This is a genomic window from Allobosea sp. 2KB_26, assembly GCF_052115715.1.
Classification (GTDB): domain Bacteria; phylum Pseudomonadota; class Alphaproteobacteria; order Rhizobiales; family Beijerinckiaceae; genus Allobosea.
This window is the reverse complement of sequence record NZ_JBFRHE010000009.1, coordinates 93180-108975: the sequence shown is the minus strand read 5'-3', so window position 1 is coordinate 108975 and position 15796 is coordinate 93180. Positions and strand designations below refer to the sequence as shown.

Annotated in this window: 13 protein-coding genes and 1 tRNA gene; 4 read left to right on the top strand and 10 right to left on the bottom strand. The window is 64.8% G+C overall.

The window, feature by feature from the left end:
* Positions 1-380 precede the first annotated feature (380 nt).
* The 4 genes from AB4099_RS22445 to AB4099_RS22430 all read right to left on the bottom strand — a co-directional run bounded on the left by AB4099_RS22445 (position 381) and on the right by AB4099_RS22430 (position 3448).
* Positions 381-456 (bottom strand) — tRNA-Thr (locus tag AB4099_RS22445).
* Positions 457-525: 69 nt separating this feature from the next.
* Positions 526-1473 carry a prephenate/arogenate dehydrogenase family protein gene (locus tag AB4099_RS22440; protein WP_113515175.1) on the bottom strand — a complete coding sequence of 316 codons (948 nt, stop codon included), beginning with the start codon at positions 1471-1473 and terminating at the stop codon, positions 526-528.
* Entirely contained in the window at positions 1473-2579 is a 1107-nt protein-coding gene (locus AB4099_RS22435) for a pyridoxal phosphate-dependent aminotransferase (protein ID WP_113515173.1), read from the bottom strand. The genes AB4099_RS22440 and AB4099_RS22435 overlap by 1 nt, the downstream gene beginning before the upstream one ends.
* Before the next feature lie 35 nt (positions 2580-2614).
* The gene (locus AB4099_RS22430) at positions 2615-3448 is read right to left on the bottom strand and encodes a chorismate mutase (protein ID WP_441479673.1); all 834 of its coding nucleotides are present in this window, start codon (positions 3446-3448) and stop codon (positions 2615-2617) included.
* A gap of 179 nt (positions 3449-3627) precedes the next feature.
* Between AB4099_RS22430 and metX the strand changes: the two genes are divergently transcribed.
* Positions 3628-4797 (top strand): homoserine O-acetyltransferase MetX, encoded by a 1170-nt coding sequence (gene metX / locus AB4099_RS22425; protein ID WP_441479672.1) that lies wholly within the window; start codon positions 3628-3630, stop codon positions 4795-4797.
* 4 nt (positions 4798-4801) lie between these two features.
* On the top strand, positions 4802-5425 hold the full coding sequence (gene metW / locus AB4099_RS22420) for a methionine biosynthesis protein MetW (RefSeq protein WP_441479671.1): 624 nt from the start codon (positions 4802-4804) through the stop codon (positions 5423-5425).
* A 160-nt stretch (positions 5426-5585) separates the two neighbouring features.
* Here the strand turns inward: metW and clpB are convergent, their stop codons facing one another.
* Positions 5586-8207 (bottom strand): ATP-dependent chaperone ClpB, encoded by a 2622-nt coding sequence (gene clpB, locus AB4099_RS22415; protein ID WP_441479670.1) that lies wholly within the window; start codon positions 8205-8207, stop codon positions 5586-5588.
* A 174-nt stretch (positions 8208-8381) separates the two neighbouring features.
* Here clpB and AB4099_RS22410 point away from each other — a divergent pair, with 174 nt between their 5' ends.
* Positions 8382-8705, top strand: coding sequence for a DUF2293 domain-containing protein (locus tag AB4099_RS22410; protein WP_113515163.1), 324 nt, complete (start codon positions 8382-8384; stop codon positions 8703-8705).
* 99 nt (positions 8706-8804) lie between these two features.
* The gene (locus tag AB4099_RS22405; protein WP_113515161.1) at positions 8805-9596 is read left to right on the top strand and encodes an MOSC domain-containing protein; all 792 of its coding nucleotides are present in this window, start codon (positions 8805-8807) and stop codon (positions 9594-9596) included.
* Positions 9597-9652: 56 nt separating this feature from the next.
* On the opposite strand, the gene AB4099_RS22400 is transcribed toward AB4099_RS22405, so the two are convergent.
* The 5 genes from AB4099_RS22400 to ptsP all read right to left on the bottom strand — a co-directional run bounded on the left by AB4099_RS22400 (position 9653) and on the right by ptsP (position 15700).
* Positions 9653-10666, bottom strand: coding sequence for a DUF4167 domain-containing protein (locus AB4099_RS22400; RefSeq protein WP_441479669.1), 1014 nt, complete (start codon positions 10664-10666; stop codon positions 9653-9655).
* A 401-nt stretch (positions 10667-11067) separates the two neighbouring features.
* The gene (prmC, locus tag AB4099_RS22395; protein ID WP_441479769.1) at positions 11068-11901 is read right to left on the bottom strand and encodes a peptide chain release factor N(5)-glutamine methyltransferase; all 834 of its coding nucleotides are present in this window, start codon (positions 11899-11901) and stop codon (positions 11068-11070) included.
* A gap of 85 nt (positions 11902-11986) precedes the next feature.
* Positions 11987-12235 (bottom strand): hypothetical protein, encoded by a 249-nt coding sequence (locus AB4099_RS22390; RefSeq protein WP_113515157.1) that lies wholly within the window; start codon positions 12233-12235, stop codon positions 11987-11989.
* Between the two features lie 60 nt (positions 12236-12295).
* Positions 12296-13381, bottom strand: a complete 1086-nt coding sequence (prfA, locus tag AB4099_RS22385; protein ID WP_441479668.1) for a peptide chain release factor 1 — start codon at positions 13379-13381, stop codon at positions 12296-12298.
* 51 nt (positions 13382-13432) lie between these two features.
* Entirely contained in the window at positions 13433-15700 is a 2268-nt protein-coding gene (gene ptsP / locus AB4099_RS22380; protein ID WP_113515153.1) for a phosphoenolpyruvate--protein phosphotransferase, read from the bottom strand.
* Positions 15701-15796: the final 96 nt, after the last annotated feature.

Sequence of the window (15796 nt, the reverse complement as noted above, 5' to 3'; positions counted from 1 at the left end):
TCCAGCCAGCACCGTCGGGTGCCAGCGAGCGCCATCAAGGCGCGTTCGAAGGAGGAGCCGATGTCCGACGTCCATGTTTTGGCGATCGATCTCGCCAAGCGTAGCTTCCAGGTCTGCGCGACGGCTCAAGGCGGGGCGGTTCTATTCAACCGCAGGGTGTCGCGCGCCGATGTGGCCCCCACCCCTCGAACCGCATACCGGCCACGTGGCGGATGGCCACGATCAAACGCCTAACACACGACCGACAGAAGTGCCTGGCTGCAAGATCTGTCAGAAGAATCCCCTTGCAAAACCGGGGGCATCCACCCACGCCCCTTTGTACCAAGGAGCGACTTCAGCTCGAAAACAGCTCGGAAAATCAACAACCTCAAGGGGTTGGGTGGTGCCGCAAGAGGGATTCGAACCCCCGACCCCCTCATTACGAATGAGGTGCTCTACCAGCTGAGCTATTGCGGCGACGGGAGGGGCTCTAACAGCCCTACCCAATCTTGGCAAGACGGACGGAGCAGAACATGCCCCGCCATCTCACGATTTGCGCAGCTTTTCCGTTTCGGGCTTTTCCTGGCCGAGCGCGACGATGCCGCGGCGGATGGCGCGGGTGCGGGTGAAGTGCCTGTGCAAGGTCTCGCCGTCGCCGAAGCGGATGGCGCGGGTCAGCACCGAAAGATCCTCGCTAAAGCGCCCCAGCATCTCCAGAACCGCTTCCTTGTTGTGCAGGAAGACGTCGCGCCACATCGTCGGGTCGGATGCCGCGATGCGGGTGAAATCGCGAAATCCGCCGGCCGAGAACTTGATCACCTCGGACTGGGTCACCGCCTCGAGATCTTCGGCCGTGCCGACGATATTATAGGCGATCAGGTGCGGTAGATGGCTGGTGACGGCAAGCACGAGATCATGATGCTGCGCGCTCATCACCTCGACGAGAGCGCCCATGCCCTCCCAGAAATGGCGGGTGCGCGAAACCGCGCCGTCATCGCTGCCGTCCGGCGGGGTGAGGATGCACCAGCGATTCAGGAAGAGGCTGGCAAAGCCGGCATCCGGGCCGGAATTCTCTGTGCCGGCGACCGGATGGGCCGGGACGAAATGCACGCCCGCTGGCAGATGCGGCGCGACAGCCTCGACCACCGCGCTCTTGACCGAGCCGACATCGGAGACGATCGCGCCCGGCTTCAAGGCCGAAGCGATCTCGCCTGCGACCGCTCCGCAGGCGCCGACGGGCACGCAGAGAATGACCAGGTCGGCGCCGGCCACGGCGGCCTGCACGGTCTCCGCCACCTCATGGCCGAGATCGAGCTCGCGGGCGCGGGCGCGCACGCCCTCGTCCCGGTCGCTCAGGACGATGCGCCCGGCGAGATTGAGATCCTTGGCCGCATGGGCGATCGACGAGCCGATCAGCCCGATGCCGATGATCGCGAGGCGGCCGAAGATCGGCTCCTCGCGCCGCGGGGCGAAACTCTCGGTCGGCGCCGTCATCACTTGCCGGCCAGGAAGTCGCCGAGCGCCGTAACGACGAGGCGGTTCGCTTCCTCGGAGCCGATCGTCATGCGCAGCGCGTCCGGCAGGCCATAGGCCGCGACGCTGCGCAGGATCAGTCCGCGCTGGCTCAGGAAGGCGTCAGCCTCCTTCGCCGTCTTGCCGGAGGTTTTTGGGAAATGGATCAGGATGAAGTTGCCGACCGATGGTGTGACGGTCAGGCCGAGCTTTTCCACCTCGGCCGTCGTCCAGGCGAGCCAGGTCTCGTTGTGCTGGAGCGCGGCCGCGACATGGGCCTCGTCGGCAATCGCGGCGGTGCCGGCCTCGATCGCCGCGCCGTTGACGTTGAACGGGCCGCGGACGCGGTTGAGCGCATCGATGACGTGGGCGGGCCCGTAGAGCCAGCCGAGCCGCAGATTGGCGAGGCCGTAGATCTTCGAGAAGGTGCGCGCCATCACGACATTCTCGTTGGTCGCCACCAGTTCGAGTCCCGACGCATAATCGTTGCGGCGGACATATTCGGCATAGGCGGCATCGAGCACCAGCAGCACATCGGACGGCAGGCCGGCATGCAGGCGCTTGACCTCCTCGAAGGGCAGATAGGTGCCGGTCGGGTTGTTGGGATTGGCGAGGAAGACGATCTTCGTCTTCGGCGTCACCGCCTTCAGGATGGCGTCGACATCGGCGGTGAGATTGCTCTCGGGCACGACCACCGGCTTGCCTCCGGCCGCCAGGATGGCGATGCGGTAGACGAGGAATCCGTGCTCGGTGAAGATGCCCTCGTCGTCGTCGCCGAGATAGGTCTTGGTGACGAGCTGCAGCAACTCGTCGGACCCCGAGCCGCACACCAGGCGCGCCGGGTCGAGACCGTAGCGCGCCGCGATCGCCTCGCGCAGCTTGGTGGCCGAGCCGTCGGGATAGAACTCGAGCTTGCCCTTGAGGCTGTCAAAGGCGGCAATCGCCTTCGGGCTCGGGCCGAGCGGGGTCTCGTTCGAGGAGAGCTTATGCAGCTTCACCCCCGCCGGAGCAGTGGACTTGCCGGGCACATAGGCCTCGATATCGAGGACACCGGGACGCGGAACAGGGCGGGAAGCAGGCGTGGCCATGGCTTGTGGACCTTGTCAGGGGAATGAGAAGGAGATCAGCGGGCTGATTTGACGGCGAAGCGGGCGGCGTGGCTGCCGATTTCGGCAAATTCGCTCAAGCCCGCAGGTTCGAGTGCGGCACGGATCGCGCTCTGCTCGACTTCTCCGGACGCCGCGACCAGCAGCGAAAGATGCGAGCCGTCGGCAGCGCTGGCCGAGACCTCCGCGAGATGCTGGGCAAGGCCGGCGCGCAGAGCCTCCGACCAGCGCTCCACCCTGGCGGCATAGAGCACGATCTCGCGCACGGCCGCATCCGCGAGCGGCTTGGCGATGCAGTAGACCGGCGTGCCGGCGGGATGGTCCGGCCGCTCGATGAAGGGCAGGCGCGCGATGATCTTCGGTCGCTCCGGGCCGATCAGATCGCGCCACCAGACGCCGGCGCTGGCACCAAGGTCCATGCGGAAGATGCCGAGATCGCCAGCCGACTCGGCGACGGCGGCGATCACCGCGCGCGCGTGTTCATGCGTGATGAAGGGCACGGTGAAGCCGAAATGGAACCGCGCTGAATCGCGCATCGCCGCATCGCCGCCCGAGACATCGGCATGGACGGCGTAATTCGCCTGAACATAGGTGAAGGTCGCGATGATGATGCGCCAGATGCCCTCGACGGTGTCGAGCGGGAGCAGGCCCTTATGACGCAGCGCCAGCCGCTTCATCATGTCGGCCTCGCGGCCCGGCCGGAACGCGGAACCCGACACCTGCGTCTTCTTCACGGCGATCAGCGTTTCGATGATCTGCGAGCGCTCCATCAAGAGCGCGTGCATCTCGCTGTCGATGCGGTCGATCTCACCGCGCAGATCGGCAAGGGTGGTCGGAGCAATTTCGGTCATGGCTTGATCTTGGCGCGTGAGGCGACGGACGCGCGTCTCTTAGACCTCAAGCCGGCGCTTAGCAAAGCCAGCTTCGCGCGAGGCCGCGTTGACAGCGCGCCTGCGGCACGCCATCGGTAAGTTCGATCTTTCGAACGAGCCGACCGGCAAGACAAATCAGCCTGTCAAAGCGGACGACGATGCACGACGAAATCCAGAGCCTTGCAGACCCGCTGAAGGAAGCGAACGAGCCCTCCAGCCCTGTTGTCCGGTTCGACGCTGCCACGCCACTGGTGATGGATTGCGGCGTAGTGCTCGACAGCTGGCAGATCGCCTATCAGACCTATGGCGAACTCAATGCGGCCAAGTCGAATGCGGTCCTCGTCTGTCATGCCCTGACAGGTGACCAGCATGTCGCCAGCCGCAACCCGATCACCGGCAAGGGCGGCTGGTGGACGGCGATGATCGGCCCCGGCAAACCGATCGATACCGACCGCTTCTTCGTGATCTGCGCCAATGTCGTCGGCGGCTGCACCGGCACGACGGGGCCGGCCTCGACCAACCCGGAAACCGGCAAGCCCTGGGGCCTCGGCTTCCCGATGGTGACGATCCGCGACATGGTGCGAGCCCAGGCGCATCTGGTCGATGCGCTCGGCATCGAGTCGCTGTTTTGCGTCGCCGGCGGCTCGATGGGCGGCATGCAGGTGCTGGAATGGGCCGCGAGCTATCCCGCACGCGTCTTCTCGTCGCTGCCGCTTGCGACCTCCGCCAAGCACTCGGCCCAGAACATCGCTTTCCACGAAGTCGGCCGCCAAGCGGTGATGGCCGATCCGGACTGGCGTGGCGGGCGCTATCTCGAAGAAGGCACACGCCCGTCCAAGGGCCTTTCGGTGGCGCGCATGGGCGCGCATATCACCTACCTGTCGGAGCCGGCGCTGCACCGGAAATTCGGCCGCAAGCTGCAGGATCGCGAGGCGCCGACCTTCTCCTTCGATGCCGATTTCCAGGTCGAAAGCTATCTGCGACACCAAGGCCTGAGCTTCGTCGAGCGCTTCGACGCCAATTCCTATCTCTATGTGACGCGTGCGATGGATTATTTCGACATCGCCGCCGATCATGACGGCGTGCTCGCCAAGGCTTTCACGGGTACGAAGACGCGCTTCTGCGTCGCCTCGTTCACCTCGGACTGGTTGTTCCCGACCGCGGATTCACGCGCCGTCGTTCATGCGCTCAATGCTGCCGGCGCTTCGGTCTCCTTCGTCGAGCTCGAAAGCGACAAGGGCCACGACGCCTTCCTGCTGGAGGAACCGAACCTGTTTGCGACCACGCGCGGCTTCATCAATGCGGCAGCTCGGGCAAGAGGGTTGTGAGGCCATGGCGCTGAGCGAGATCTATACCAATCGCATCGATCTCAAGCTCGTCGCCGAGATGGTGACGCCGGGCACGCGCGTGCTCGATGTCGGCTGCGGCGACGGCGCATTGTTGGCCCTGCTGGCCGAGACGCGCCAGGTAGACGCACGTGGCATCGAATTGTCCCGCGAAGGTGTCGCCGGCTGCGTCGCGCGCGGGCTGTCGGTGATCCAGGGTGACGCCGACACCGACCTCGCCGACTATCCCGACGATTCCTTCGACTATGTCATCCTCTCCCAGACGATCCAGGCGACCCGCAACCCGCGCCTGGTTCTGGAGCACATGCTGCGCATCGGTCGTCGCGCCATCATCTCCTTCCCGAATTTCGGGCATTGGCGCATGCGCAGCCAGATCTTCTTCCGCGGCCAGATGCCGGTGACCGACGCCCTGCCCTATTCCTGGTGGGACACCCCGAACATCCATTTCTGCACGATCCGCGACTTCGTTACGCTGTGCGAGGTGGTCGGAGCGCAAAAGGAGCGCGCGGTCGCGCTCGATGCCGCCGGAGGCAAGGTCGGCGTCAGCGCGCCCTGGTGGTTCTGGAACCTGTTTGGCGCGCAGGCGGTGTTCCTGCTGAAGCGGGGCTGAGCCCTTTCTCCTTGCGTCGGGGTGGCAATACGGAGCGCCCGCAGATCGGCTTATCGCAGCCCTGAAACAGGAAAAGGGCCGCTTGCGCGGCCCTTCCCTCATCCATCTCGCGGCATTCGTTACCTTCTTCCCAATAGGGAACGAAATCGTACCGATCCCATTAGTTCAGCGGCACGCCCTCAGGCCGCCTTTCGCGGGTGACGCTGACATCGCCCAGCATCAGCCCGGTCGGTCCGACGGTGACCTTCACGGTCTCGCCATCGGTGACCTTGCCGGCGAGCAGCAATTCCGCCAGCGGGTCCTGCACCGTTTTCTGGATCACGCGCTTCAGCGGACGTGCGCCATAGGCGGGATCGTACCCCTTGTCCGCCAGCCAGGCGCGCGCGTCCTCGGACAGATCGAGCACGATCTTGCGGTCGGTCAGCAACCTTGCGAGCCGTGCCAGCTGGATATCGACGATCGCCCCCATATCCGCGCGCTTCAGGCGATGGAACAGGATGATGTCGTCGATGCGGTTGAGGAACTCAGGCCGGAAGGCCTGCCTGACCACACCCATGACTTCGTCGCGCACGGCGTCGCTGTCCTGCCCTTCGGGCTGGTTCACCAGGAACTCCGAACCGAGATTCGAGGTCATGATGATCAACACGTTGCGGAAATCGACCGTGCGGCCCTGGCCGTCCGTCAGACGACCATCGTCGAGCACCTGCAGGAGCACGTTGAAGACGTCCGGATGCGCCTTCTCGACCTCGTCGAAGAGCACGACCTGGTAGGGCCGGCGCCGCACGGCCTCCGTCAGGGCTCCACCTTCCTCATAGCCGACATAGCCGGGAGGCGCGCCGATGAGACGCGAAACCGAGTGCTTCTCCATGTATTCCGACATGTCGAGGCGCACCATCGCCGTATCGTCGTCGAACAGGAACGACGCCAGCGCCTTGGTGAGCTCGGTCTTGCCGACACCCGTGGGCCCGAGGAACATGAAGGAGCCGATCGGCCGGTTCGGGTCCTGCAAGCCGGCACGGGCACGCCGCACCGCTGTCGAGACTGCCTCCACCGCCTCGCGCTGGCCGACGACGCGCGCTGCCAGCACCTCCTCCATCCGGAGCAGCTTGTCCTTCTCGCCTTCGAGCATGCGATCGACCGGCACACCGGTCCAGCGGCTGACGACCTGCGCAACATGGTCAGGCGTCACCGCCTCTTCCACCATGCCGGAGGTATCGCCAATCGCCTCAACCTCGGCGAGCTGCTTCTCCAATTGCGGGATCTCGCCATAGGCGAGCTCGCCTGCACGCTGATACTCGCCCTTGCGCTGCGCCTGGGCCAGTTCGTTGCGGGCATTGTCGAGCTTGGTCTTGATCTCCGCCGCCTGGCCGAGCTTGTCCTTCTCCGCCTTCCAGCGGGCCGTGATCGTGGCCGAACGCGTTTCAAGATCGGCGAGTTCGGATTCCAGCCGCTTCAACCGCTCCTTCGAGCCGCTGTCGCTCTCCTTCTTGAGGGCCTCCTGCTCGATGCGCAGGCGCACGATCTCGCGGTCGATCGAATCCAGCTCCTCGGGCTTCGAATCGACCTGCATGCGCAGGCGCGCCGAAGCCTCGTCGACAAGGTCGATCGCCTTGTCGGGCAGGAAGCGGTCGGTGATGTAGCGGTTCGACAGGGTCGCGGCCGAGACAAGCGCCGAGTCCGTGATGCGAACCCGGTGATGCTGCTCGTATTTCTCCTTGAGACCGCGCAGGATCGAGACCGTATCCTCGACCGTCGGCTCGTCGACAAAGACGGGTTGGAAGCGGCGTGCGAGCGCAGCGTCCTTCTCGACATATTTGCGGTATTCGTCGAGCGTGGTCGCGCCGACACAGTGCAGCTCGCCGCGCGCGAGCGCCGGCTTCAGCAGGTTCGAGGCATCCATGGCGCCGTCGGTCTTGCCGGCACCGACCAGGGTATGCATCTCGTCGATGAACAGGATGACGCCGCCATCGGAGCTGGAGACCTCGTTGAGCACGGCTTTCAGGCGCTCCTCGAACTCGCCACGATATTTCGCACCGGCGATGAGCGAACCCATGTCGAGTGCGAGCAGTTCCTTGTCCTTCAGGCTCTCCGGCACGTCGCCATTGACGATGCGCAACGCGAGGCCCTCGGCGATGGCGGTCTTGCCGACGCCGGGTTCGCCAATCAGGACGGGATTGTTTTTGGTGCGGCGGCTCAGCACCTGGATGGTACGGCGGATCTCCTCGTCGCGGCCGATGACCGGGTCGAGCTTGCCCTCGCGGGCAGCAGCGGTGAGATCCCGCGCATATTTCTTCAGCGCATCATAAGCCTGCTCGGCAGAGGCCGAGTCCGCGGTGCGGCCCTTGCGGATCGCCTCGATCGCAGCATTCAGCGCCTGCGGCGTCACGCCGGCCTTGGCCAGCACCTTGCCGGCCTCGGTTTCCTTCTCGACCGCGAGGGCCAGAAGAAGGCGCTCGACCGTGACGAAGGAATCGCCAGCCTTGTCCGCAGCCTTCTCCGCGGTGTCGAAGACACGGGCGAGGCCCGGCGTCAGATGCAGGCCGCTGGCGCCGCCGCCGCTGACCTTGGGCAGCTTTGCCAGCACCGCATCGGTCAGTTGCAAGGCAAGTTTCGACTGGCCGCCCGATCGATCGATCAGGCCGGCCGCCATGCCCTCGTTGTCATCAAGCAGGGCCTTCAAAAGATGTTCGGGCGTAAACTGCTGGTGCCCGTCGCGCAGCGCAATCGTCTGCGCCGCCTGCAGGAAACCCTTCGCCCTGTCGGTGTATTTCTCAATGTTCATATCGTCGCTCCGCCCGCCGGCACGCCCCGTGGCGACGCATCCGGCTGCCTTTCATCAGGATAGGGCTCCCGAGGGACACCCTTCGCAACCAAAGATAGTGTGACATCAGCGCAACGGAAGGGGCCCCCCTTGCGAATGATTGACGGCGCCCTTCGGACAGGCTCAGCCTTGGCTATGGCGGGAACAAGGCGACAGCAGACGATTCGCAAAGCGTTGAGAGCGCTGGCGCCCGGTATCCCACTTGCCGACGCCGAAGCGGTCCTGGCGCTCGCCGAGCGCCGCCACATGAAGGATCTGCCGCCCTCGACGGCGCTCTGGCTTGCTCTCGGCAGCCATGTCCGCCATGTCCATACCGATTATGAGCGGCTTCTGGCGGAAGGATACGACCGCGACGCGGCGCGCTTCTTCGTCGTCGAGGAGACCGATGCGGTGCTCTCCGCCTGGGGCTGCCAGCGCTCCGTGGACGAGAACGAGGAGGCCGAGGCCGAGGAGGCCTGAAGTCAACCTGATCGAACCGATGCAAGGATTTGATCGGTCCGGCCTCTCGGAACCCGCTATATCAGCCCTGCCCGATCAGCCTGCGGACCGAAGACCTCCATGCGCGTCGCCTCGCTCTATCGCTACCCCGTCAAGGGGCTCTCGCCCGAACCCGTGCAATCGGCTTCGCTGAGCACCGGGGGCTTTTTCCCTGGAGACCGGCTTTTCGCCATCGAGAACGGCCCTTCCGGCTTCGACCCGGCCGCGCCCGTCCATCAGCCGAAGATCAAGTATCTGATGCTGATGCGCAATGAATCGCTGGCTCGGCTCCAGACGAGCTTTGACGACGAAAGCCGCGCGCTTGTCATCAGACAGGGCGGCCGGGAGACCTTGCGCGCGAGTACGGCGACGGAGGACGGCCGGGCGGCCCTGACGGCCTTCTTTGAGGGCTTCATGCCGGATGAGCTCCGCGGCAAGCCTCAATTGCTCACCGCCCCGCAAAGCTATCGCTTCATGGATTCGCGATCGGGATTCATGTCGATCATCAACCTCGCCAGTGTCGCGGATCTCGGTAACCATCTCGGCACGACGCTCGATCCGCTGCGCTTCCGCGGCAATGTCATGGTCGAGGGGCTGGCCGCCTGGGCGGAGAACGACCTCGTCGGGCGGGAGCTGTCGACGGCATCGGGGCTGCGTCTGCGTGTGATCAAGCGAATCGAACGGTGCGCGGCGACCAATGTCGACCCGCAGACCGGAGCCCGCGACCTCCAGATTCCGAAGGCGTTGATGAAGACCTATGGCCATGTCGACTGCGGAATCTACTGCGAGATTCTGAGCAGCGGCACGCTGACCGCCGGTGCGCATCTCGAGATCCAGGCGCCGCCGGCTACACTCGACCTCGGCGTCGCCTGAGCCCAAAAAAACAGGGGCCCGTGGGCCCCTGTCATGTCCGGTCAAACCGGAGTGTCCTATTCGGCAGCGTTATCGGTTTCCGAACCCAGCGCGTCCATCACTTCACGTGGCGAGCGGCGGCGGCGCGTGCGCTTCGGCGCGGCAGCTTCTTCGCTGGCCGGTGCTTCGACGGGAGCGGCCTCGACCGGCGCAGCGGCAACGGGCTCCTCGGCGACCGCGATCGGAACCCTGACCGGATTGGTCAGGAAGGACGGAAGCGAAGCAGCGACATCGTTCGCGTCACCTTCAGGCTCGACCTCCCGACGCGGACGACGCTCGGCGCGCTCGGGGCGCGGGCCACGCTCCGGCCGATCGCCGCGCTCGAAGCGGCGCTCGGCCTGGCTCTGCACAACAGGGACATTGTCGCCCTGCTCAGTGGAAGCCGGCTGCTCGGAACGCGGCGCGAAACCGCCGGGCTGGCCGTTCTGCCCGCCCTCGGGACGGTCAAACCGGCGTTCACCACGATCGGGACCACGGTCCTGGCGATCATTGCGATCGAATCGGCGGTTGTTGCGATCGTTGAAGCGATCGTTGCGCGCCGGGCGGTCGAAGCGCTGGCCGTTGTTCTGCTGGCTATCCTGCCCCTCGCCCTCCTGGCGGGGAGCAGCATTCTGGCCATAGCCGTTGCCGTTCACGCCACCCTGAGCCTGATGCCGCAGCTCAGGCTGAGGCGAGCCCTGCGGGAAGGCACCGTTCTCATCGCCCTCGCCCTCATCTTCGCCGTCGTCGCCTTCCTCACCAAAGGCACGGTTCGGCGGGAAACTATGGCCGAATTGCTGGGCCATCTGCTCCTGCGCAGCGAGAAGGATGCGGTAATAGTGCTCCGCGTGCTGGAAATAGTTCTCCGCCGCGACCGGATCACCCGACGACTGAGCATCCCGCGCCAGTTGCAAGTACTTTTCCGCAACATGCTGAGCGGTGCCACGAACTTTGACGTCCGGACCGTTCGACTCGTAGCTGCGCTGCAACGGGTTGGGCGACTTTCGATTGCCGTTGTTGTTATTGTTATTGTTGTTGTTACGGCCGCGCATACGCCGGTTCTGACCTGGTCTCATTCGCGTCTATCTCGCGCTCTGTCTGTTCAAAGCAACCGGGTCACTGTCATGCGCGTACCGGCACGCGGCGGGTTGCGGCGCCGTGCCGGAGGGAGTCGACCTGAAGGAGCAATGCGCCGTTCTTGGTCTTCACGCGCTCGTTTCCAAAAGGGGCGGTACTCGCCCCATGAGCCGAACGGCACATCCATGCCTTCGGAATTCCGATCTTGCTTTGTCAGTTCCGTCAAACTTCGGACGTGTCCGGAGGCAAACCCTCGTCAATCAGGAGGAGGCTGCCCTAGGCTCGGCGCTGACGACACCAGCTTCGGCTGTTATCTGCATAGCGGCTTTTGCGTCCGGTTCCAAGCAAATTCGCACAATCTCTGTGCGTATCCGGTTCAGCGGGAGAAGATCAGCGCGCGCTCGTGTCCGCCAAGGTCCTTGCGCGCTCCGTGATACCGGAAGCCTTCGGCCCGCATCAAGGCAGAGACATCCGGCTCCTGCCCGGCACCGATCTCGAAAATAACGATGCCGCCCGGCGCCAGAAACGGCGTCAGCTGGCGCGCGAAGTGTCGATACGGATCGAGCCCGTCGATCCCGCCATCCAGCGCCAGGAGCGGATCATAGGCGCGCACACCCACCTCCAACCCGGGAATCTCATCGCCCGGAATATAGGGCGGATTGGAGACGATCAGGTCGAAGCGGCCATCAAGGCCTTTCACCCAGTCGCCCTCCCGAAACGCCGCGCGATCGCCGACGCCATTTGCAAGGGCATTTGCGGCTGCGACCTGGCAGGCCTCTCCCGACAGGTCGATGCCCAGCCCCTTGGCCTGCCTGAACTCACTCAGGATCGCGATGAGCAGGCAGCCTGTACCAGTCCCGAGGTCCAGGATCGACAATGCATCTCCCCGCCTCTGGCGAAGGGCATCGAGCGCGGCCTCGACCAGCGTCTCGGTATCGGGGCGCGGCTCAAGCGTCGCTGGCGAGAGCTTGAAGGTCAGTCCCCAGAATTCCCGCTCGCCGAGAATCCGCCAGACGGGCTCCCCAGACAGCCGCCGCGAAGCGTAACTATCCAACTCCGACGCGGCCTGCTCACCGAGCGTGGCGTCATCCTCTGCGACCCCGCCTCCAGCCACAGCCTCAACGAGAAGGCGCGCATCAAGCACCGGCGTATCGCACCCCGAAACACGTAGACGCGCCGCAAGCAACCGCCGCGCTTCCCGAATCGTCAGCGCGCCGGCTGCTTGCGGCGAAGTCGTCACGACGTCGCCACCGGTTTGCAGTGGCGACGTCACAGGGCTGGTGCTCGCATCGAAATCAATTGCCCTGCATCTTATGGTCTATGCAAATCTTCATCTTCTGATTGATGGAGGATTTGCTCTCGCGCGCTCCGCGCATTTCCTGCGAACATGCCCTGCGCGCTTGCGACTGGGTCATCGCGTTCTGCAGGGGTGCGGCCTGTCCCTGCACGACGCGGCCAAACGTCTTGTCCTGCGCCTCGGCAGTCCCTGCCGTAGCCAGCGCCATCAGACCGATCATGGCAATTACTGATGTAAGCTTCGTCATGGGTTCCTCCAGCCTGTTTTCATGTCGATATGGAAACAACGCCAGTCCAGGAAAAAGGTTTCACGCCCCGCTTTGCGCTGCAAGCAATGTCGCCTGATGCTCCGCCGTAAGGGCATCGATGATCTCGTCAAGCGCCAGCCCCTGCATCATCTCGTCGAGCTTGTAGAGCGTCAGGTTGATGCGATGGTCCGTCACGCGGCCTTGCGGAAAATTATAGGTACGGATCCGTTCGGAGCGGTCGCCGGAACCGATCTGCGAACGTCGGTCCGCAGCGCGTTCGGCGTCGGCTTTCATGCGCTCCATGTCGTAGAGCCGGGCGCGCATCAACTCGAAGGCACGCGCCTTGTTCTTGTGCTGCGAGCGCTCGTCCTGGACCACGACCACGATCCCGCTCGGGATATGGGTCAGGCGGACGGCCGATTCGGTCTTGTTGACGTGCTGGCCGCCGGCGCCCCCGGCACGCATCGTGTCGATGCGCAGATCGTTGTCATTGAGCGCGACATCGACCTCGGTCGCCAAAGGCAACATCGCCACCGTCGCGGCCGAGGTATGAATGCGGCCGCTCGCCTCGGTATCCGGCACGCGCTGGACGCGATGAACCCCGGATTCAAACTTGAGCTTGGCATAGACGCCCCGGCCCGAGATCTCCGCGATGACTTCCTTGTAGCCACCAACCGTGCCTTCGCTCTCCGAGATGATGTCGACGCTCCAGCCCTTCTGCGAGGCGTAGCGCTGATACATCCGCAGCAGATCTCCGGCGAAGAGCGAGGCCTCATCGCCGCCGGTGCCGGCCCGGATTTCCAGAATGACGCCGCGTTCGTCGGCAGCGTCCTTGGGCAGGAGAGCGATCAGGATCTGATGGGCACGCGTGTCGATCTCGGCTCGCGCGGTGTCCCGCTCCTCATAGGCGAGATCGCGAAATTCGCTGTCGGTCGCCGGATCGTCGATCAGCCCCTGCGCCTCGTCGAGGGAGGCCTGCGCATTCCGCCAGGAGGCAATCGCTGCAACGACGGGTTCGAGCTCCGCCAGCTCCTTGGCAAGCTCTACCGTACGCACGGCATCGGTCGAGCGATTGATCTCGTCGGTGGCAACGGCGTGGCGAGCGACGATGCTGTCGAGACGGTCTTGAGGAAGCTGAAGGGACATCAGGAACTCGGAAACACTGTTTGGGGACCGGCGAAGCGCGCTTCAGCGACGCTAGACCGGCACTTTCAATTCGGTCGCCAATGCCGAAAGCTGCGAACGCAGGCTCGATGCACCATCGGAAGAGGCGAGCATCCAATCCATACGCTCGCGCAGCTTCCTGACGTCAAGCGCGCGCAGCATCGCCTTGACCGGGCCGAACGACGCCGCGGACATCGAGAACGAGCGATAGCCCATGCCGATCAGCGCCATCGTCTCCAGCGGCTTGCCACCCATCTCACCGCAGACCGAGACGGGGCAACCTGCCTCGCCCGCGGCCTCGACGATCGTCCGCAGCGCCCGGAGTGCGGCGACGCAAAGCGGATCGAAGCGCTCGGACACCCGACGATTCTCACGATCGGCCGCGAACAGGAACTGCATCAGGTCATTCGTGCCGATCGACAGGAAGTCGGCCTCGCGCGAGATCTCTGCCAGTTCGAACAGCAGCGACGGCACCTCGACCATGACGCCGAGCTCGAGATTGGTGGGCGCCGGACGCTCCTGCTTCTCCATCATGGCGAGCTCGCGGCGCACGATGAAGCGCGCGCGCAGGAATTCGTCCACGGTCGCGACCATGGGCAGCATGATGCGCATGTCCTGGCCGGCTCCGGCCCGCAGCATCGCCCTGATCTGGCCGCGCAGCAGACGAGGCTTGTCGAGGCCGATCCGGATCGCGCGCCACCCGAGCGCCGGATTCTCTTCCTCGACGCGTTCCATATAGGGCAGCACCTTGTCGCCGCCGATATCGAGCGTCCGGAAGACGACCGGCCGGCCCTGCGCCGCCTTGAGCACGGCCCCGTAGAGCGCTTGCTGCTCGGTCGTCGTCGGCATGTGTTGAGCGACCATGAATTGCAGTTCGGTGCGGAACAGCCCGATCCCTGCGGCGGCCGTCTCGTCGAGACTGTGCATGTCGACCAGAAGGCCGGCATTGATCTGGAGGTTGATCTCGACCCCGTCCTTGGTGACGGCCGGCAGATCCTTGAGCTTGCGGTACTGTTCCTGCTTGCGGGCGCGCAGGCGGGCCTTGTCCTTGTAAGCGTTCTCGACGTCCGGCTGCGGACGGATCTGCACCTCGCCGGCTTGGCCGTCGACGATGACGGCGTCGCCGGCCTGGATCAGGGCGGTTGCGTTGACGATCTCGCCGACGGCCGGAATGCCAAGCGCCCGCGCCACGATGGCGATGTGGCTGGTCGGGCCGCCTTCCTCGAGGATAAGCCCACGCAAACGGACGCGATCATAATCGAGCAGTGCCGCCGGCCCCATTGAGCGGGCGATCAGGATGGCATTCTCGGGCAGCTTCTCGTGAGCAACGCCATTCGCCTTGCCCATCAGGGTCCGCAGCAGCCGATTGGCGAGATCGTCGAGATCGTGCAGGCGCTCCCTGAGATAGGGATCGGTCTGGCGCAGCATCTTGGCGCGGGTGTCGGATTGCACACGCTCAACCGCCGCTTCGGCGGTGAGACCGGTCATCACCACTTCGCGCATCCGCCTGAGCCAACCCTGGTCATGGGCGAACATGCGGAAGGTTTCGAGAACGTCACGATGCTCGCCGGTATGAGCCACGTCGCCACGCTCGATCAGTTCGTCGATAGCGGTTCGCATCTCGGCGATGGCGGCCTCGAGCCGCTTGACCTCGCGGGCGGGATTCTCGGCGATCAGATTGGTGATCGCGACCCGAGGTTCGTGGAGAACGGCGTGGCCGAGCCCGACACCGTCCGCCAGCTTGACGCCGACGCCGTGAATCGGCCGATCGAGGCCAATCATGCTGCCGGGCGGCGCCAGCGACTTCAGCCCGCCCGCCGCGATCATCTCCGCCATGATCATGGCGGTGGTCTGCAGGGTCTCGATCTCTTCCTCGTTGTAGAGCCGCGACGCGCGGTTCTGAATGACGAGGACGCCCATGACCGCACCGCCCCGCAGAATCGGGACGCCGAGGAAGGAATGGTAGATCTCTTCGCCCGTCTCCGGACGATAGGAGAAGGCCGGGTGCGATTGCGCGTCGGACAGGGCGACGGGCTCTGCCTCGCTCGCGATCAAGCCAACGAGACCCTCGTCGGCGCGCATCCGGGTAAGATGCACCGCTTCGCGATTCAGGCCCTCTGTCGCGTAGAGTTCAAGCGAACCGTCCTCGAGCAGGACATAGACGGAACACACTTCCGCGACCAGATTGCCGGCGATCAGGACGACAAGCCGATCCAGCCGCTCCTGCGGGCTGACGGGCGCTGCCATGACCTCGCGGAGACGGCGCAGCAGAACGCCCGGACCTCCGAGAGCGCCTCGCATCAAATCGGCCCTCCGCCCGGCTCCTCAGACATCGTTGCCGATGCCGCTCGCAGACCTGATACCTGGCTCCGGATGAGTCGGCAGCATGCCCCGGTT

Bases quoted from the DNA above. Each gene is read 5' to 3' on its own strand.
- metW (WP_441479671.1), top strand. From the start codon at position 4,802: ATGGCGCTGAGCGAGATCTATACCAATCGCATCGATCTCAAGCTCGTC.
- AB4099_RS22410 (WP_113515163.1), top strand. From the start codon at position 8,382: ATGGCGGGAACAAGGCGACAGCAGACGATTCGCAAAGCGTTGAGAGCG.
- prfA (WP_441479668.1), bottom strand. From the start codon at position 13,381: ATGTCCCTTCAGCTTCCTCAAGACCGTCTCGACAGCATCGTCGCTCGC.
- AB4099_RS22430 (WP_441479673.1), bottom strand. From the start codon at position 3,448: ATGACCGAAATTGCTCCGACCACCCTTGCCGATCTGCGCGGTGAGATC.
- metX (WP_441479672.1), top strand. From the start codon at position 3,628: ATGCACGACGAAATCCAGAGCCTTGCAGACCCGCTGAAGGAAGCGAAC.
- AB4099_RS22440 (WP_113515175.1), bottom strand. From the start codon at position 1,473: ATGACGGCGCCGACCGAGAGTTTCGCCCCGCGGCGCGAGGAGCCGATC.
- clpB (WP_441479670.1), bottom strand. From the start codon at position 8,207: ATGAACATTGAGAAATACACCGACAGGGCGAAGGGTTTCCTGCAGGCG.
- AB4099_RS22435 (WP_113515173.1), bottom strand. From the start codon at position 2,579: ATGGCCACGCCTGCTTCCCGCCCTGTTCCGCGTCCCGGTGTCCTCGAT.
- AB4099_RS22390 (WP_113515157.1), bottom strand. From the start codon at position 12,235: ATGACGAAGCTTACATCAGTAATTGCCATGATCGGTCTGATGGCGCTG.
- AB4099_RS22405 (WP_113515161.1), top strand. From the start codon at position 8,805: ATGCGCGTCGCCTCGCTCTATCGCTACCCCGTCAAGGGGCTCTCGCCC.
- AB4099_RS22400 (WP_441479669.1), bottom strand. From the start codon at position 10,666: ATGCGCGGCCGTAACAACAACAATAACAATAACAACAACGGCAATCGA.
- ptsP (WP_113515153.1), bottom strand. From the start codon at position 15,700: ATGCGAGGCGCTCTCGGAGGTCCGGGCGTTCTGCTGCGCCGTCTCCGC.